Here is a 17,729-nt window from a genome sequence, read left to right on the forward strand (position 1 = left end):
TGACGCGCGCACACCGGCACACTGCGCGTGGGGCGCACCTTCCGCTTCGGCGGGGGGTGCGCCCCTCCTCGTTTGTGCGGGCGGGGGCGGGCGGTCAGTGCTTGAACTGGGTTTCGTGCACGCGGAGTTGGATCGTCACGAGGTCCAGGAGCGGGGTGGGGACACCGTAGGTGCGGGCGCGGGCCGTGAGGTCGGCGAAGATGTGCTCCACCTCGGTCGGCTGTCCGGATTCGACGTCGCGGAACATCGAGGTCGAGGGGACCGTGAGAGTTCCGGTCTGCGTCACCATGCCTGTGGTGGCGGCCAGTTCGGGCTCGGGTACGGGGTAGCCGGCTGCGGCTGCGACCGCTGCGGCTTCGGCCAGGATCGCGGGGCCGAGGTCCGCGCCGCCGGGGACCGCGTTGATCGCGGCCAGGGAGCCGCGCATCAGGATCGTCACGGCGCTGAGCGTGGAGATGAAGACCCACTTGTGCCACATCGCGGAGACGATCGCGGGGGAGAGCGTTGTGGTGATCCCCGCTTCGGTGAGGGCGGTGTGGATCGCTTGTGTGCGGGGGGAGTCTGTTGGGCTGTTCTGTTCGCCGAGTGTGATTGCCGCGAGCGGGGCCAGGCGCACGATGTCCCCGTTGGCGTCGACCGTGGTGACGACCTTCGCCACGCCGCCGAGCACCGGGCCCGTGCCGAAGCGGGAGTTGAGCTCGTCGAGGTGGGCCATGCCGTTGAGGAACGGGACGATCGCCGTGTCCGGGCCGACGGCCGGGGTGATGTCGTCGAGGGCCTGCTTGAGCGCCGTCGACTTCACGGAGAGGAGTATCAGGTCGTACGGGTGTGAGAGCTCGTCCGCGGTGAGGAGTTGGGGCGTGATCACCTCGTCCTGCGGCTGGGCGGGGCCGGTGATCCGCAAGCCGCGCTCGCGGAGGGCGGCGGCCCTGCGGGGGCGGACCAGGAACGTCACGTCCTGGCCGGCCTGCGCGAGGCGGGCGCCGAAGTAGCCGCCTGTTGCTCCGGCTCCGACTACCAAGATCTTCATGGGTGTTGGCCTTTCGGGGGAGGGAGGGGGGTGAGCAGGCGGTGGGGGGTTCGGAGGGCGCGGGAGACGGGGTCTTCGTCGGTGGTGGGGTTCGTGGGGTTCGCGGAGAGGCCGGGGCCGGGGGTGATGAGGATGTCCCGTACGGGGACGGGCTCTTTGCAGTGCGTGCAGTGGCCGTCGGGGGTGAGCGGGGCGTCGTCCTGGGCGTGCCGGAAGATCCGGCGCGGGCCGGCGGGCGGGGCGTAGTGCTCGTCGCCCCATGCGCTGAGGGCACGGACCGCGGGCCAGAGGGAGAGTCCCTTGGAGGTCAGTCCGTACACCTCGCGGCGGGTGCCGGGCGGGGTCGTGCGCTCCAGGACGTCTGCCTCGACCAGGGCGGTGAGGCGGTCGGTGAGGACGGCGCGGGGGATGTTGAGGTGCGAGGCGAAGTCGCCGAAGCGGCGGACTCCGTAGAAGGCGTCGCGCACGATGAGGAGGGTCCAGCGTTCGCCGATGATCTCCAGGGAGCGGGAGAGGGCGCAGGTGAGGGTGGTGTAGTCGCGGGGGAGGGCCACGGGTTGACTGTAGCGGGTTTGGTTCGGTCAGTGAACTGTTTTGCTCCTGCGCTCCGCGCTGGGGCCGTTCGGTCCCGCTCCGCGGTCCCCCGGTACTCCCGCGCTCCGCGCGGTTCTCTGCGGCGCTCCGCGCCGACCCGTCTCCCACCCGCGCACCGCCCACAAGGCGTGACGAGATTCGGCGGACTCCTGTCGTGGTGGCTTGCTCGCCGTCGGCGGCTGCAGGCACCTACCTCGGCGGCAGCTTCGGTCGCCTCTTCGACGGGACCGCGTTGTACCCCGGCGGGATCGCCGCCGGGTGCTGCGCCAGGAGGTCCAGCGCCACCCGTACCGCGTCGTCGAGCTGCGCGTGGCGGCCCTCCGCCCAGTCCAGGGGTGTGCGCAGCGCCTCGATGTCCGGTTCCACCCCGTGGTTCTCCACGGACCAGCCGTACTCGTCGAACCACGCCGCGTTCATCGGGACCGTGATCACCGTCCCGTCGCCCAGCGTGTGGCGGCCCGTCATGCCCACCACCCCGCCCCAGGTTCGCTGGCCCACCACCGGGCCCATCTTCAGCAGCCGGAACGCCGCCGTGATCATGTCGCCGTCGGACGACGTCGCCTCGTCCGCCAGCGCAACCACCGGGCCCCGAGGGGCATTTGAGGCGTACGAGACCGGTTGGGCGTTCCGCGTCAGGTCCCAGCCCAGGATCGTCCGCGTCAGCTTCTCCACCACCAACTCGCTGATGTTTCCGCCCGCGTTGCCGCGCACGTCCACGATCAGCGCCGGGCGCGAGACCTCCAGGCGCAGGTCGCGGTTGAACTGGGCCCAGCCCGAGCCGCCCATGTCGGGGATGTGGAGATAGCCGCACTTGCCGCCGCTCAGGTCGCGTACGACGGCACGGCGCTTGGCCACCCAGTCCTGGTAACGCAGCGGCCGCTCGTCGACCAGCGGCACGATCGCTACCCTCCGCGCCCGCCCCTCGCCCTCCGCGGGCTGGAAGGTGAGCTCGACCGTCGTGCCGCCCGCCGCCGCGAGCAGCGGGTACGGGCCCGTCACCGGGTCCACCGGGCGGCCGTCCACATGCGTGAGGACCGCGCCTTCGCGGATGCCCGCACCCGACAGCGGCGAGCGCGCCTTCGAGTCCGACGAGTCGCCGGGGAGGATGCGCTGGACCAGCCAACTCCCCTCCCTGCAGACCAAGTTGGCGCCCAGCAGCCCCATCGGACGCTGGTAGTGCGGCGGCCCCTCGTTGCGGCGCGCCGGCGTGACGTACGCATGCGACGTGCCCAGCTCGCCCAGCACCTCCCGCATCAGGTCCGCGAACTCGTCCGGCGACGCGACCCGGTCAAGGAGCGGGCGGTACTGGTCGAGGACCCCCGCCCAGTCGATCCCGCACATCCCCGGCTCCCAGAAGTACGAGCGGATGATGCGGCCCGCCTCGTCGTACGCCTGGCGCCATTCGGAGGGCGGGTCCGCGTCGTGCAGGATGCGGCGCAGGTCCAGGTAGACCGTGGAGTCGTTGTCGCCGGACTCCGTCGACGGGACCGCCCGCAGCTCGCCCTCGTCCATCACCACCAGGCGCGAACCGTCGCCGCTCAGTGCGAACCAGTCCAGGTTGTCGACCAGTTCGGTCCGCCGCGCCTTCGCGATGTTGAAGTACTCCAGCGTGGGGCGCCCCGACGTGTCGGCCGGGTTGGCGAACGTCTCGCCGAGCGCGCCGGAGATCGGCCAGCGCAGCCAGACCAGGCCGCCGCCGCTGACCGCGTACAGCGCGGAGTACTTGGAGGCGCGTACGGGGAACGGCGTGACCCGGTTCTCCAGCCCCTCGATCTCCACCGTGACCGCCGACGCGTCGCCCACGTCGTCCACCGGGTCGAGGCCGCCCGCCGCCGGGCGCCCGTCGGGGGAGAGCGCGAAGGGCGAGGGCGTCGCGGAGGAGAGCGGGACCAGATAGGGGCGGCAGCCGAGGGGGAAGGAGAGGTCGCCGGTGTGGACGTCGTAGACCGGGTCGAAGCCGCGCCACGACAGAAAAGCGAGGTAGCGGCCGTCCGAGGTGAAGACCGGATTCTCGTCCTCGAAGCGGCCGTTGGTGACGTCGACGATCGTACGGTCCTTGATGCGGGCCATCTTGATCTGCCGCAGGGAGCGGCCGATGCCGGGGTGCGACCACGTCAGCCACGCCCCGTCGGGGGAGAAGGCGAGATCCGTCACCGGCCCGTTGATGGAGCGGATCAGCTCGGTGACCTCGCCGTTGGACTCCTCGGTCGCGTCGATCAGCAGCAGGCGCCCGTCGTGGGACGCGATGGCCAGGCGCTCGCCGTCCGGATCCGACAACAGCTCCTGTACGCGGCCGAGTTCACCGGAGGCGAGCCGGCGCGGCTCGCGTTCGCCGCTGGCCCGGGGGAGGTAGGCGATCTCCACCGCGTCCTCGCCCTCGGCGTCGGTGACGTAGGCGACCTGCCCGCCGCTGCCCAGCATTTCGGGGAGGCGTACCCGTACGCCCGCGGTGTCCGTGATGGTGCGCGCAGGACCGTCGCGGTGCGTGAGCCAGTACAGGCTGCCGCGTACGACGACCGCGCTCGCACGCCCCGTCTCGTCGACGGAGAGCCCGTCGACGTGGTTGGCGGCCGGGACCTGATAGCCGCGCCGCCCGGCCCGCGGACCGCCGAGCCGCACCTCCAGCTTGCGCGGTTGGGAGCCGGCGGCCAGGTCGTCGACCAGCCAGAGGTCGCCCGCGCACTGGTAGATCACGCGGCGCCCGTCGGAGGAGGCGTGCCGGGCGTAGAACGCGTCGTGGTCGGTGTGGCGGCGCAGGTCGGAGCCGTCGGGGAGGCAGGAGTAGAGGTTCCCGATGCCCTCGTGGTCGGAGAGGAAGGCGATGCGGCCCGAGACGAACATGGGGGAGTCGAGGTGCCCGCCGATGTCCGGCAGCAGCCGCTCGCCGTGCAGCCAGAGCCGGCCCGTGGCCCCGCCCCGGTAGCGCTTCCAGGCGGCCGGCTCGTGCGGCGGCTTGCCCGTGAGCAGCAGCGTGCGCCGCTCGCCGTCGATGTCCGCGACGGCGATGTCGGAGACGGGCCCCCAAGGGAGCTTGCCGCCGGGGGAACCGTCGGTGGGCAGGCTGTAGGCCCAGGAGAAGTACGAGAAGGGCTGGCCGTGCGAGGACACGGCGAGGATGGACGCCGCGTGGTCGGGGGTCTCGGGCGCCCAGCCGCAGACCCGGGTGTCGATCGACCCCCAGTGGCTGAGCCGGCGCGAGGGGCCGCCGTCGACGGGGGCGAGGTGGATCTCGGGGTCCAGGGAGCGCCAGGTCGTGTACGCGATGTGCTGCCCGTCCGGCGAGAAGCGTGGGTGTCCCACCCGGGTCCGGTCGACGGTGATGCGCCAGGCCCGGCCCGGGCGGTGGCCCTCGGGGACGAGCGGGGCGACCCAGAGGTCGTCCTCGGCGGCGAAGCACAGCAAGTCGCCGTACAGGTGCGGGAAGCGGAGATACGCGGCGTCGCTCACCCCCTCATGCTTTCCGCAGGTGAGGGGGTCGGCAACCGGAGGGCGGGTCCCTCGTTGGGGGCAGCTTCCGGAGGGGGACGCCGTGAGCGGGTCTCAGGTTGCTGTGGCGGAGACCACATGCGAAACGACGTCGTTTCGCTTATCCGCCGCGTACCGTCGTGGTGTACGACACCGTTTCGCTACGGATCCCGGAGGAGGTCGACGATGGCAGGCAGGCTCACGCCCGAGCGCGAGGCAGAGATCTACGTCGCCGTCCTCGGACTGCTCCGCGAGGTCGGCTACGACGGCCTCACCATGGACGCCGTGGCTGCCCGTACGCGTTCCAGCAAAGCTACCCTCTACCGCCAGTGGGGGAGCAAGCCGGTGCTCGTCGCCAGGGCATTGCGGCACGACAAGCCGGTGAAGCTCGACCAGATCGACACCGGCTCGCTGCGCGGCGATTTCCAGGCGGCGATGTCCCTCGGGGACGACTGCAAGCGAGAACAGGACGCCGCGCTCATGCGGGGTCTGATGCATGCCGTCCACAACAACCCCGATCTCCACAAGGCCATGCGCGAGCTGCTGTTCGAGCCCGAACTCAACGGTCTCGACCAGATCATGCAGCGCGCGGTGAAACGCGGTGAGGTCAGTGCCGACCTTCCCGCGCTCAAGTACGTCACCCACATGCTGGCCGGCGCCTTCGTCGGCCGGCAGTTCATCGAGGACAAGGCGCCGGACGAGGCCTTCCTCAACGACTACGTCAACGCCGTGGTGTTCCCCGCCCTCGGCGTCTGACGCTTCCTCCCCGCACGACCACGCCCCACCTGACACGCCGCTCTCGTCGTCGGGCTGGTTCTTCACGCCCATGTACGTCACGTACGTCACGTACGTCTCAACGACCTGACCGGGAGTCCGCCCTCGTGGCCACTTTCCTTTACAAGCTCGGACGGTTCGCCTTCCGGCGCCGCCGCTACGTCGCCCTGGTGTGGGTGGCGCTCCTGGCCCTCGCGGGCTTCGGGGCCGCCTCCGCCGCCACCTCGACCTCCAGCTCCTTCTCCATTCCCGGCACCGAGGCCCAGAAGGCCTTCGACCTGCTGGACCAGCGCTTCCCGGGCTCCAGCTCGGACGGCGCGACGGCCCGTATCGTCTTCAAGGCCCCTGCGAACGAGAAGATGACGGGCCCGGACGCCAAGGCCGAGGTCAAGAAGGTCTCGAACGAGCTGACGGACGGCTCGGACCAGATCAAGTCGGTCTCGGACCCGTACGCCACGGGCGCCGTCTCCAAGAACGGCTCCACGGCCTACGTCACCGTCGCGTACAAGGTCAACGCGATGGAGCTGAAGGACGAGGCCAAGGACTCGCTGGAGGACACCGCGGCCGCGGCCCAGAAGGCCGGGTACACCGTCGAGATCGGCGGTGACGCGCTGCAGGCCATGCCCGAGACCGGGTCCGGCGAGATCATCGGCGTCATCCTCGCGGGCATCGTGCTCGTCGTCACCTTCGGTTCGCTGGTCGCCGCCGGGCTGCCGCTGCTGACCGCGCTCATCGGCGTGGGCATCGGCGTCTCCTCGATCACGGCGCTCGCCAACGTCCTGGACCTCGGCTCCACCACCTCCACGCTCGCGATGATGATCGGCCTCGCGGTCGGCATCGACTACGCGCTCTTCATCGTCTCCCGCTACCGCGCGGAGCTCGCCGAGGGCCGCGAACGCGAGGAAGCGGCCGGACGGGCCGTCGGAACCGCAGGCTCCGCCGTCGTCTTCGCCGGTCTCACCGTGGTCATCGCCCTGGTCGGCCTGGCCGTCGTCAACATCCCGATGCTGACGAAGATGGGCATGGCAGCCGCCGGTACGGTCGCCATCGCCGTCCTCATCGCCCTGACCCTGATCCCCGCGATGCTCGGCTTCGTCGGCAAGCGCGTCTTCGGCCGCAAGGCCCGCAAGGCCGCCGACGCGAAGAAGACCTCGCTCGCCAAGGGCGAGGCGCACCCCGAGGCCAAGCCCAACATGGGCACCCGCTGGGCCCGCTTCGTCCTGCGCCGCCCGCTCATGGTCCTGCTCGTCGGTGTCATCGGCCTGGGCGCCATCGCGCTCCCCGTCTCCTCGCTGGAGATGGGCCTGCCCGACGACGGCTCGCAGCCGACCAGCACCACGCAGCGCCGTGCGTACGACCTGCTCTCCGACGGCTTCGGCCCCGGGTTCAACGGCCCGCTGATGGTCGTCGTCGACGCCAAGGGCAGCGACAACCCGCACGCCGCGGCCGCCGACGTGGAGAAGAAGATCAAGGGTCTCGACGGCATCGCCGCCGTCTACCCGGCCGCCTTCAACAAGGCCGGCGACACCGCGACGATCACAGCTGTCCCGAAGTCGGGCCCCAGCACGGTCGAGACCGAGAACGTCGTCCACTCCATCCGCGACGCCGCCCCGGAGCTCAAGTCCTCCACCGGCGCCGAAGTCCTGGTCACCGGCTCCACGGCCATGAACATCGACTTCTCGCAGAAGATGAACGACGCGCTGCTGCCCTACCTGGCGCTCGTGGTCGGCCTCGCCTTCCTGCTCCTGATGATCGTCTTCCGCTCCATCCTGGTCCCGCTGAAGGCAGCCCTCGGCTTCCTGCTCTCGGTCGTCGCCGCACTCGGCGCGGTCGTCGCGGTCTTCCAGTGGGGCTGGCTCGGCGGGCTGTTCGGTGTCGAGCAGACCGGCCCGATCATGTCGATGATGCCGATCTTCATGGTCGGTGTGGTCTTCGGTCTCGCCATGGACTACGAGGTCTTCCTGGTCACGCGCATGCGTGAGGCGTACGTCCACGGGGAACGCCCGGCCGAGGCGATCGTCACCGGCTTCAAGCACGGCGCCCGGGTGGTCACGGCCGCGGCCGTCATCATGATCGCGGTCTTCTCCGGCTTCATCGGAGCCAGCGACTCGATGATCAAGATGATCGGCTTCGGGCTCGCGATCGCGGTCTTCTTCGACGCCTTCGTGGTCCGTATGGCGATCGTGCCCGCGGTGCTCGCCCTGCTCGGCAAGCGCGCCTGGTGGCTGCCGCGCTGGCTGGACCGCGCGCTGCCGAACGTGGACGTGGAGGGCGAGGGGCTGCGCAAGCTCGAAGCCGAGTCCTCCGGTTCCTCGGACCCGGACGAGAAGCGTGAACTCGTGAACGCCTGACCGTTCAGTGAAGCCGTCCCCCGTGCCCGATCAGGGCGCGGGGGACTTCTTCGTGTCCGTACGTACGGCGGAGGAAGCGGATCAGTGCCCTGGAGTCGAACTGCACCAGTGCCGCCCCCTTCGCCGAATGGAACTCGAGGACGGCCTGCACGCGGCCGCAGGGCCAGACGCCCACGTCGCCGCTGCGGACGGGGGTGCGCAGGCCGGTGACCAGCAGGTCGCGGGCGAAGACCCAGTCGCTGCCGCCGGGGAAGACGACATGGATGTCGTCGGGGCTGATCACGGGGTCGTAGCGCAGGGCCACGGGGACGGAGCGGTTGCCGATGGCGTCCGAGACGATCTGCCCTCGGGTGTGTTCCTCGACGGAGGGATACGCAGCGGACATGGACTGGCTCCTCACGCTTGAGCTGTATGCACCTAATGTCGCATATTTTCCGATGGGGAGGTCTTGGGTAAATCCACATCGGACGCTCCTGCGAACCATTCGCAATAAGGCACTATCATCGAACGGTTCACCACGCCGAGGAGCCCTCCATGCATGTCCCCGACGGATTCATCAACACACCTGTCTCCGCCGCCACCGGCGTCATAGCCGCCGGTGCCATCGCCGTCTCCCTGCGCGGAGCGCGCAAGGAGCTCGACGAGCGCACCGCGCCGCTGGCCGGACTGGTCGCCGCCTTCATCTTCTCCGTGCAGATGCTGAACTTCCCCGTCGCCGCCGGCACCAGCGGACACCTGCTGGGCGGGGCGCTCGCGGCGATACTCGTCGGCCCCTATACAGGGGTCCTCTGCGTCTCCGTCGTCCTCCTCATGCAGGGCATCCTCTTCGCCGATGGCGGGCTGACCGCGCTCGGCGTGAACATCACCGACATGGCGATCGTGACGACGGTCGTCGCGTACGCCGTCTTCCGCGGCCTGGTGAAGGTGCTGCCGCGCCGCCGCAGCTCCATCACCGCCGCTTCCTTCGCCGCGGCGCTCCTCTCCGTCCCGGCCGCGGCCCTCGCCTTCACCGCGATGTACGCGCTCGGCGGCACCACCGACGTCCCCATCGGCAAGGTCCTGACCGCGATGGTCGGCGTCCACGTCCTCATCGGTATCGGCGAGGCCGCGATCACCGCGCTGACCGTGGGTGCGGTCATCGCCGTACGGCCCGACCTGGTCTACGGCGCCCGCGGTCTCACCGCCCCGCTCAAGCTGCGCGTCGGCGGCGAGCTGGTCGACGCCCCCGCCCCCGTCCCGGTGGCCGCCAGTACGAAGACCTCCACCCGCAAGGTCTGGGGCGCAGGGCTCATCACCGCGCTCGTCCTCGCCGGCTTCGTCTCCTTCTACGCCTCGGCCAGCCCCGACGGCCTGGAGAAGGTCGCCCACGACAAGGGCATCGACGCCAAGACCGAGCCGCACCACACCGAGGACTCCCCGTTCGCGGGCTACAGCCTCAAGGACGTCTCCAACTCCCGCCTCGCGGGCGGCATCGCGGGCGCCGTCGGCGTCGGTGCGACCATCGCGGTCGGCAGCGGGGTCTTCTGGGTGATCCGCCGCCGCCGCAGCCCCGTCGCGCCGGCCTCCGTAGCGGAAAGCGTCTGACATGGGCGCGGGCCACGCACACCGCCTCTACCGGCACGGGCACTCGCCCGTCCACGAGCTGCCGCCGCACTGCAAACTCGCCGCCGTCTTCGCCTTCGTGATCATCGTGGTGTCGACGCCCCGCGAGGCGATGTGGGCCTTCGGGCTGTACGCGGTGCTGCTCGCGGTGGTTGCCACGCTGGCCCGCATCCCGGCCGGCTTCCTGCTCAAGCGGCTGCTGATCGAGATCCCGTTCGTGGCCTTCGCCGTGCTCATGCCGTTCGTCGTCCCCGGCGACCAGGTCCACGTCCTCGGGATGTCGCTCAGCGAGCCCGGCCTCTGGGGCGCCTGGAACGTCCTCGCCAAGGGGACGCTGGGCGTCGCCGCGTCCGTCATCCTCGCCTCAACGACTGAGCTGCGGTCGCTGCTCCTGGGCCTGCAGCGGCTGAAACTGCCGCCGCTGCTCGTCCAGATCGCGTCGTTCATGATCCGCTACGGCGACGTCATCACCGACGAGATGCGCCGTATGTCGATCGCCCGCCGCTCCCGCGGATTCGAGGCGAAGGGCGTCCGCCACTGGGGCGTCCTCGGCAAGTCGGCGGGCGCCCTGTTCATCCGCTCCTACGAACGGGGCGAACGCGTCCACCTGGCCATGGTCAGCCGCGGCTACACGGGCTCCATGCCGGTCATCGACGAGGTCACCGCCTCGCGCGAGCAGTGGACGTCCGCCGCGGCCCTCCCCGTCGCGGCCCTCTTCATCTGTCTGCTGGGATGGACGCTATGACCACCGCACTCTCCGCCCCGTCCCTTGAGGTCTCGGGCCTCGCGTACGCCTACCCCGACGGCCACCAGGCCCTCTTCGGCGTCGACCTCACCGTCGGCCGCGGCGAGCGCGTCGCCCTGCTCGGGCCCAACGGCGCGGGCAAGACGACCCTCGTCCTGCACCTCAACGGCATCCTCACCGGCGGCGCCGGCACGGTCTCGGTGGCCGGGCTGCCCGTCGCCAAGTCCAACCTCGCGGAGATCCGCCGCCGGGTCGGCATCGTCTTCCAGGACCCCGACGACCAGCTCTTCATGCCGACGGTCCGCGAGGACGTGGCCTTCGGCCCGGCGGCGGCCGGCATGCGCGGCCCCGAACTGGAGGCGCGGGTACGCAAGGCACTGACGCTGGTCGGCATGGAGGAGTACGCGGACCGGCCCCCGCACCACCTCTCCTTCGGCCAGCGCCGCCGCGTCGCGGTGGCGACCGTGCTGGCGATGGAGCCGGAGATCCTGGTCCTCGACGAGCCCTCGTCCAACCTGGACCCGGCCTCGCGCCGTGAACTGGCCGACATCCTGCGGTCGTTGGACGTCACGGTCCTGATGGTCACCCACGACCTGCCGTACGCGATGGAGCTCTGCCCTCGCGCCGTCATCCTCAGCGAGGGCGCGATCGTGGCGGACGCCCCGACCCGCGACCTGCTCTCCGACGACGAACTGATGCGCTCGCACCGCCTGGAACTGCCGTTCGGCTTCGACCCGCGGACGGCGGCTGTGCCCGCCGCCTGAACGGGGGTGACGGCGGGCGGGGGTCGGGTGGGGGTCCTACCCGGCTCCGCTGGTCGGGGGCTTCGTTTGGTGGGTCTCCCTGTCAACCGACGCCGGGAGTGTGCGCGCCTCCAGGGCCGGGGTCAAGGGCGCTCCCTGCGGTCGCGTCGGCTGCGCCGATTGCGCTGCGCTTCACCCTTGACCCCGTCCCTTCCGGCGCTGGGGTTGGCGGCTATCGGTCGGCAGGGAGGCCTGGCCACAGTGGGGAGGGGACCTGGGGTGGGGTGTGGCCCGGACCGGAAGGGCGGGGGTTGGGTGCGGGCCCGGGGCTGCGGGCGGCGGACCGGTGCCCGGGTGCGGGCTGCGCCCGCAACAGCGGCCCGGCCGGGATGCGGTCCGGGGCGGGGTGGGTGCGGGGCGGCCGGTTCGCGCACCACTTGAATGGGGTTGCCGGTCTCGGCCCGGCGTCAACCACTGTTCGTTCGGCTGGACTTCATGCCCCGCTGGTCACCGCCCGGTGGGGGATGGGGCGAGGGGCCCGGCGGGCGTGAAGGGTGTGCCCCGGGTGGTGCGGCGCGGCCGTCACTGCGAGATGCGGAGGTCCGGTCCCGCCGGACCTCCGCATCTCGCAGCGGCCCGAGCCGCCGGCTCCCTACGCCCTCCCGCCGGGTGCCCGATATCCCGTTGCGGCCGGAAGCGGACACCAGGCGCACCCATATGTCCGCTATGCCTGTCCGTTACCCACCGCAACCCGGGGTAACAGCCCCGACCCCACCACCCACCGGACGGCGACCAGCGGGGCATGAACACCCACCAACCGACCACCCGTTGGCGCCGAGCCGAGACCGGCAGCCCCATGCAGGTGGTGCGACATCCGCCCCCGGCGCGGGGAGCGGAGCTCCATCCCGGACGCTGTAACCCCAACCACCCCGCCGAAGTGCCCCGCAGCCGAACCGATCAGCCCTACCGGTCCGCACGAGCATCGCGGTGTCCACGAGACCGCAACCACATCGCGGCAGCAGCCAGCCGGACTCGCCCCCAGGGCGAGGCCTACGACGCGCAGCGTCGTAGATCTTGTGACACCAGCACCCAACCAACCCGCGCGACCGGCAACCCACGCCCGCCCCCCACCCGTTCGCTGTAGCCAGCCTCCTTGCGCCGAAGGCGCGAGACGCCGCGCAACAGCCCCACCCACCCGAAGCCCACCACCCACCCGGCCCCACCCGGCCCCACCCGGCCCCACCCACCCCCACCCCTCCCCGTCGGCACTGTCAGAGGGGCGATGCACTATGGAGGGTGCGTCGGTGGGGCGCGTGGGTCGGCGGGAGTGAGTGCGCAGTGGTGGACGTCCAGGTCCAGGGCACGGTGGCGGACGGCTTCGAGCCGGTCCGGGACGCGTTCGTGCGCAACTTCGAGCAGCGCGGGGAGCGGGGCGCCGCCGTCACCGTCTACCGCGACGGGCACAAGGTCGTCGACCTGTGGGGCGGGACCCGGGACGTGGACGGGGCCGAGCCGTGGGCGGTCGACACCGTGCAGATCGTGCGGTCCGTCACCAAGGGTGTCGCCGCCGCCGTACCGCTGTTGCTGCACCAGCGCGGGCAGCTCGATCTGGACGCGCCGGTCTCCACGTACTGGCCCGAGTTCAAGGCGGGCGGCAAGGAGCGTGCGCTCGTACGGCATCTGCTGTCGCACCGGGCCGGGGTCCCGGTCCTCGACCGGCCGCTCACACCGCAGGAGGCGCGGGACGGGGTGTCCGGGCCGCGGGCCGTCGCCGCTCAGCAGGCTTTGTGGGAGCCGGGCACCGACCACGGGTATCACGCGCACACCTACAGCTGGCTCGTCGGCGAACTGGTGCGGCGGGTCACCGGGCGGGGCATCGGGCAGTGGGTCGCCGAGGAGATCGCCAGGCCGCTCGCCCTCGACTTCTGGATCGGTCTGCCGGCCGAGGAGGAGCACCGGGCGGGCCGCCTCGGACCGGTCGAACCGCCCGCGGTGGGCGGCGAGTTGAAGCTCCGCCCCAAGCGGGCCGTGACCGAGGCGTACGCCGACACCGCGTCGCTGACCCGGCGCGCGTTCGGCGCCATCTCCCCGGCCCCGGACGAGAACGACCCCCTGTACCGGGGCGCCGAACTGCCCGGCGCGACCGGGAACTCGACGGCACGGGCGCTGGCGCGGCTGTACGCGGCGATGATCGGCCCCGTCGACAACGGCAGCCGCCTCTTCGCCCCCGCCACCCTCGCGCTGGCCAGGACCGAGGAGTCCGCGGGCCCCGACCGCGTGCTGGTCGTCAACACCCGCTTCGGGCTCGGTTTCATGCTGCACGGCTCCGCGTCGCCGCTCCTCGGCCCCGGATCTTTCGGGCATCCCGGGCGGGGCGGGTCGCTGGGGTTCGGCGATCCGGAGTCGGGGATCGCGCTCGGTTACGTAACCAACGGCATGCAGAAGGGGGTTACCGCCGACCCCCGTGCACAGGCTCTGGTCAGGGCGGTGCGCGCGGCGTCATGATCGCTGCATGATGCAGATGCAGCGATTCGACGGGTACGGAGTCCTGATCACCGGCGCCGGACAGGGGATCGGGGCCGCCACGGCCCGCCGGTTCGGCGAGGAGGGGGCCAGGGTCCTGGTCACCGACCTGGACGCGGGGCATGCGGAGAAGACGGCGGCCGCGATACCCGGCGCGCTGCCCCTCGTCTGCGACGCCCGCGACGGGGCGGCCGTGGAGGCGGCGGTGGCGTACGCGGTACGGGAGTTCGGGTCGCTGGACGTCGTGGTCAACAACGCCTACTCCTGCACCCCGGACGCCGCGCGCTTCGAGGACCAGGACGACGAGTCCTGGAACCGGGACCTGGAAGGGTCCCTGACCAGCGCGTTCCGGGTGTGCCGTGCCGCGCTGCCGCATCTGGAGGCGGCGGGCGGGCGCGGCGCGATCGTCAACGTCGGCTCCGTCAACGCCGAGGTCGACTTCGGCAACCACGCCTACAGCGCCGCCAAGGCGGGCCTCGCGTCCCTGACCCGTACGCTCGCGGGCAACGCGGCCCCACGCGGCGTACGCGTCAACGTCGTCGAGCCCGGCACCATCCGCACGGGGGGCTGGGCGGGCCGCGAGGACGACCTGGCGTACCTGGCGGGCGTCTACCCGCTGGGCCGGGTCGGCGAGCCCGAGGACATCGCGGCGGCGATCGCCTTCCTCGCCTCGCGCGACGCGTCGTGGATCACGGGGACGACGCTGCGGGTCGACGGCGGCATCCTCGCGGTCAACGCGCCCTTCCGCGGGGCGCGTTCCGACGGCTGATCAGCGGGTGGCGTGCTCGATCAACGCCGCCGTCGTCCCCGTCAGCCCGCGTGCAGCATCAGCCCGATGCCGACCACCATCAGGCCGGCCGCCGCGATCCTCGGCGCCCCGAACCGCTCCTTGAAGAAGACCGCGCCGATCGCCGCCCCCACGATGATCGACGACTCGCGGAGCGCCGCGATGGGCGCGAGCGGGGCGCGGGTCTGGGCCCACAGGACGAGGCCGTACGCGATGACGGACAGCGTGGCCCCCGCCATGCCCCGCACCGCCACCGGCCGCAGCTGCGGCAGCAGTTCGGCGCGGCGCTTGTGCAGTGCGTACGCCGGGATCGCGATGCCCTCCAGGATCATCAGCCAGGCGATGTAGCCGAGGGAGCTCCCGGAGGCGCGCACGCCCATCCCGTCGACGGTCGTGTACGAGGCGATCGCGAGCCCCGTCGCGAGGGCGGCGATCAGCGCCGGCCAGTGCGGGCGCGACCCCTTCATGCCCCAGAGCGCGACGCCGACCAGGCCGGCGGATGCGACCGCGACACCCGCCAACTGCCAGGCGTCCGGCACCTCGTGGACGAAGACGGCGGCCAGGACGGTGACCACGAGGGGTGCCGTACCGCGCGCGATCGGATACATCTGCCCGAAGTCGCCGAGCGTGAACGACCGCATCAGCAGGAGCATGTACGCGACGTGCAGGGCGGCCGACCCGATGAGGTACGGCCAGGCCCCGGCGTGCGGGAACGGCACGAACGGCGCGGCGAGCAGCCCGAGCAGCGCGCCGCCGCCGGAGATCAGGGTGAAGGAGACCAGCTGGTCCTTCATGTGGTGGGCGAGGGCGTTCCAGGTGGCGTGCGTTATCGCGGCGAAGACGACCGCGAGGGTGACGAGCGGAGTCACGCGGCGAGCTCCCGGACATCGGTGAGGGTGGCTCCGGCGTGCTCGACGACGGACTTGGGGTCGAGGGCGAAGACGGTGTGCGGGGTCCCGGCCGCCGCCCAGACGACGTCGTGGTCGAGCAGACCGCGGTCGGCGAGGACGCGGGTGGGGTTGCGGTGCCCGAAGGGCGGGACGCCGCCGATGGCGTAGCCGGTCGTCTCGCGTACGAGGGCGGCATCGGCGCGCTTGACCTTCGCGGCGTACAGGGCGGACCGTACGAGCTCGGTGTCGACGCGCGACGAACCGTCCACGAGCACGAGGACGGGGACTCCGTCGGCCTCGAAGATCAGGGACTTGACGATGGCGCTGAGCTCGCAGCCGATGGCGGCCGCGGCTTCGGCGGCGGTGCGCGTGGCTTCGGGGAAGGTGCGGATCTCGACGTTCTCCAGACCCAGTCCGCGGAGGGCTTCGGCGAACCTGGGGTTAACGGCAGGTGCGGGAGTACTCATGGTCCGCACGCTAGCGGGCGGCGTGCGGACCGTGCGAAGGAGTATCAGCCTGCGTTCAGGACCGCGGCGACTACGGGGCCGGCTGCGGTGCCGCCGTGGCCGCCGGACTGGACGACGGCGGCTGCGGCGAGGTCACCGCTGTAACCGGTGAACCAGCTGTTGGACTTGCCCTGGGCGTCGACTTCGGCGGAGCCGGTCTTGGCGCCCTTGTCGTATCCCTGGACGCTCGACATGGCGCCGGTGGCCGTTCCGATGCCCAGAGTCGCGGTGGCGTGCAGCATGTCGCGGAGCTGCTGGGCGGTGTTGTACGGGAGTGACTGGGCGGTTGCGATGGTGCCGTCGATCAGCGATGGCGCCACGATGTGCGGCTGCTTGAAGGTGCCGTACTTCGCGGTGGCCGTGATGGACGCCATGTTCAGCGGGTTCATCTGGATCTGTCCCTGCCCGATCATGGCTGCCGCCTGGTTGGGCCCGTCCGACGGCGGCACCTTGCCGTCGAAGGTCGACACCCCGGCGTCCCACTCCTTGTTGATGCCGAAGTACTTCTCGGCGGTCGAGGAGAGCGCGGTGCTCGGGTCGATCTGGTTGTCCCCGAACTTGCCGAGCGGCTTGATGAAGGCGGTGTTGCAGGACTTGGCGAAGGCTGTCTTCAACGTGGCGTTGGAGTCGTAGAAGTTCTTCAGGTTGTGGAAATGCTGGCTCTGCCAGACGACGTCCACCGGGCACAGGATCGGCTTGTTCTCGCTGGCCAGACCGTTGTTGATGAGCATCGCCGCCGTCACGATCTTCATCGTGGAGCCGGGGGCCTGCGTGCCCAGCAGCGCCGCGTTGTAGCCGTCCGTACGGTTGTTGGCGACCGCCCGGATCTCGCCCGTACTCGGCTTGATCGCCACCACGGACGCCTCCGAGAACCGCTTCACCGCTTTCTCGGCCGCCGCCTGCACATCCGCGTCCAGCGTCGTGCGCAGGAGCGCAGGCGTGCCCTTGGCCAGCGTCAGCAGTGTGGTGTTCGCGGCGGACTCGCCCTCGCCACCGGTGATGTACATCTCGATGCCCGGCTTTCCGCCGGCCTTCGCCCCGTACTTCTTCCGCAACTGATCAAGGATCGACCCCAGCGACGGGTACTTCTCCTTCGTCAGCTCACGATTCCGGTAGTCGACAGCCTTGATCGCCGCCGTCGGCGCCTTGCCCGTCATGATCGACTGCCCGGTCTTCAGCTGCGGGTACATCACGCTCGGCAGCCAGTCGACCAGCGCCCGCCCGGTCGACTTGCCGCGTACGACGGTGAGCGTCGAGGCGTACGACCACGGCTTGCTCACGCCGTCGGAGGTGACCGTCGCCTTCACCGTGTACGGCACCTTCGTGTCGGTCGGCGTCCCGGGCGCGATCTGCATCTTCGAGACGGCGGCGTCCTCCTTGAAGGAGGCCAGTGCGCTCAGCGAATCCACCGGGTTGTTGGTGAGCTGCGAAGCCTTGTCCGGGTCGCCCGACGCCCACGCCGCCAGGAAGTCCTTCGCGGTGTTCTTGATCTCGTCGTCGCTCAGCGGGCCTGACGTCTTCGCCGGGGCGCCCTGGGTCGTCGAATGACCGCTGCTCCCCGACGAGCCGCCGTTGATCCCGTTCCACACGTTGTACGCGCCGTAGCCGATACCGCCGACCACGACCGCGAACACACTGCCGACAATGCCGACCTTCGCCCCACTGCGCATCGCGCTGTCCCCTCCCCAGGGTCCCCGTGTACTCCTTGAACGTGTTCAA

14 protein-coding genes are annotated in these 17,729 nt (G+C 71.1%); 7 read left to right on the forward strand and 7 right to left on the reverse strand.

Translation table 11 applies throughout. The annotated features are described in order from the left end of the window. Positions 1-94: 94 nt before the first annotated feature. The 3 genes from OG707_RS23635 to OG707_RS23645 form a co-directional block, all read right to left on the reverse strand. Positions 95-1,030, reverse strand: a complete 936-nt coding sequence (locus tag OG707_RS23635) for a ketopantoate reductase family protein (protein ID WP_329121475.1) — start codon at positions 1,028-1,030, stop codon at positions 95-97. Next, complete coding sequence (locus tag OG707_RS23640) at positions 1,027-1,584, reverse strand: winged helix-turn-helix transcriptional regulator (protein WP_329121477.1); 558 nt, start codon at positions 1,582-1,584, stop codon at positions 1,027-1,029. Before OG707_RS23640 ends, OG707_RS23635 begins: the two co-directional genes overlap by 4 nt. A 229-nt stretch (positions 1,585-1,813) precedes the next feature. Beyond that, entirely contained in the window at positions 1,814-5,071 is a 3,258-nt protein-coding gene (locus tag OG707_RS23645; protein WP_329121479.1) for a S41 family peptidase, read from the reverse strand. Positions 5,072-5,275: 204 nt separating this feature from the next. Between OG707_RS23645 and OG707_RS23650 the strand changes: the two genes are divergently transcribed. Next, positions 5,276-5,845, forward strand: coding sequence for a TetR/AcrR family transcriptional regulator (locus tag OG707_RS23650; RefSeq protein ID WP_329121481.1), 570 nt, complete (start codon positions 5,276-5,278; stop codon positions 5,843-5,845). A gap of 125 nt (positions 5,846-5,970) precedes the next feature. Next, a complete protein-coding gene (locus tag OG707_RS23655; protein ID WP_329121484.1) occupies positions 5,971-8,214 on the forward strand; it encodes an MMPL family transporter in 2,244 nt (747 codons plus the stop codon). A 4-nt stretch (positions 8,215-8,218) separates the two neighbouring features. On the opposite strand, the gene OG707_RS23660 is transcribed toward OG707_RS23655, so the two are convergent. Then, positions 8,219-8,599: an SsgA family sporulation/cell division regulator gene (locus OG707_RS23660; RefSeq protein WP_329121486.1), complete on the reverse strand. Its 381-nt coding sequence runs from the start codon at positions 8,597-8,599 to the stop codon at positions 8,219-8,221. Positions 8,600-8,748: 149 nt separating this feature from the next. On the opposite strand from OG707_RS23660, the gene OG707_RS23665 reads away from it, so the two are divergent. From OG707_RS23665 to OG707_RS23685, 5 genes are all read left to right on the forward strand, one after another. Next, entirely contained in the window at positions 8,749-9,798 is a 1,050-nt protein-coding gene (locus OG707_RS23665) for an energy-coupling factor ABC transporter permease (RefSeq protein WP_329121488.1), read from the forward strand. 1 nt (position 9,799) lies between these two features. After that, positions 9,800-10,561: a cobalt ECF transporter T component CbiQ gene (gene cbiQ / locus OG707_RS23670; RefSeq protein ID WP_329121490.1), complete on the forward strand. Its 762-nt coding sequence runs from the start codon at positions 9,800-9,802 to the stop codon at positions 10,559-10,561. Continuing rightward, positions 10,558-11,325: an energy-coupling factor ABC transporter ATP-binding protein gene (locus OG707_RS23675; RefSeq protein WP_443071376.1), complete on the forward strand. Its 768-nt coding sequence runs from the start codon at positions 10,558-10,560 to the stop codon at positions 11,323-11,325. Before cbiQ ends, OG707_RS23675 begins: the two co-directional genes overlap by 4 nt. 1,320 nt (positions 11,326-12,645) lie before the next feature. Beyond that, entirely contained in the window at positions 12,646-13,809 is a 1,164-nt protein-coding gene (locus OG707_RS23680) for a serine hydrolase domain-containing protein (RefSeq protein WP_329127937.1), read from the forward strand. Positions 13,810-13,819: 10 nt separating this feature from the next. Beyond that, positions 13,820-14,596, forward strand: a complete 777-nt coding sequence (locus tag OG707_RS23685) for an SDR family NAD(P)-dependent oxidoreductase (RefSeq protein ID WP_329127939.1) — start codon at positions 13,820-13,822, stop codon at positions 14,594-14,596. Positions 14,597-14,637: 41 nt separating this feature from the next. Here the strand turns inward: OG707_RS23685 and OG707_RS23690 are convergent, their stop codons facing one another. From OG707_RS23690 to OG707_RS23700, 3 genes are read right to left on the reverse strand one after another with little or no spacing between them, the layout of a single operon-like run. Continuing rightward, entirely contained in the window at positions 14,638-15,483 is an 846-nt protein-coding gene (locus OG707_RS23690; RefSeq protein WP_329121494.1) for a DMT family transporter, read from the reverse strand. Further along, positions 15,480-15,971, reverse strand: a complete 492-nt coding sequence (locus OG707_RS23695) for a YbaK/EbsC family protein (protein ID WP_329121496.1) — start codon at positions 15,969-15,971, stop codon at positions 15,480-15,482. The genes OG707_RS23690 and OG707_RS23695 overlap by 4 nt, the downstream gene beginning before the upstream one ends. Before the next feature lie 44 nt (positions 15,972-16,015). Next, the gene (locus OG707_RS23700) at positions 16,016-17,680 is read right to left on the reverse strand and encodes a penicillin-binding transpeptidase domain-containing protein (protein ID WP_329121498.1); all 1,665 of its coding nucleotides are present in this window, start codon (positions 17,678-17,680) and stop codon (positions 16,016-16,018) included. Between the last annotated feature and the right edge of the window lie 49 nt (positions 17,681-17,729).

Source organism: Streptomyces sp. NBC_01465 (assembly GCF_036227325.1).
GTDB lineage: Bacteria > Actinomycetota > Actinomycetes > Streptomycetales > Streptomycetaceae > Streptomyces.

What these genes read in the sequence shown, in the direction of transcription:
- OG707_RS23685 (WP_329127939.1), top strand. Translation starts at nt 13,820, where the DNA reads ATGCAGATGCAGCGATTCGACGGGTACGGAGTCCTGATCACCGGCGCC.
- OG707_RS23665 (WP_329121488.1), top strand. Translation starts at nt 8,749, where the DNA reads ATGCATGTCCCCGACGGATTCATCAACACACCTGTCTCCGCCGCCACC.
- OG707_RS23675 (WP_443071376.1), top strand. Translation starts at nt 10,558, where the DNA reads ATGACCACCGCACTCTCCGCCCCGTCCCTTGAGGTCTCGGGCCTCGCG.
- OG707_RS23635 (WP_329121475.1), bottom strand. Translation starts at nt 1,030, where the DNA reads ATGAAGATCTTGGTAGTCGGAGCCGGAGCAACAGGCGGCTACTTCGGC.
- OG707_RS23695 (WP_329121496.1), bottom strand. Translation starts at nt 15,971, where the DNA reads ATGAGTACTCCCGCACCTGCCGTTAACCCCAGGTTCGCCGAAGCCCTC.
- OG707_RS23700 (WP_329121498.1), bottom strand. Translation starts at nt 17,680, where the DNA reads ATGCGCAGTGGGGCGAAGGTCGGCATTGTCGGCAGTGTGTTCGCGGTC.
- OG707_RS23660 (WP_329121486.1), bottom strand. Translation starts at nt 8,599, where the DNA reads ATGTCCGCTGCGTATCCCTCCGTCGAGGAACACACCCGAGGGCAGATC.
- cbiQ (WP_329121490.1), top strand. Translation starts at nt 9,800, where the DNA reads ATGGGCGCGGGCCACGCACACCGCCTCTACCGGCACGGGCACTCGCCC.
- OG707_RS23650 (WP_329121481.1), top strand. Translation starts at nt 5,276, where the DNA reads ATGGCAGGCAGGCTCACGCCCGAGCGCGAGGCAGAGATCTACGTCGCC.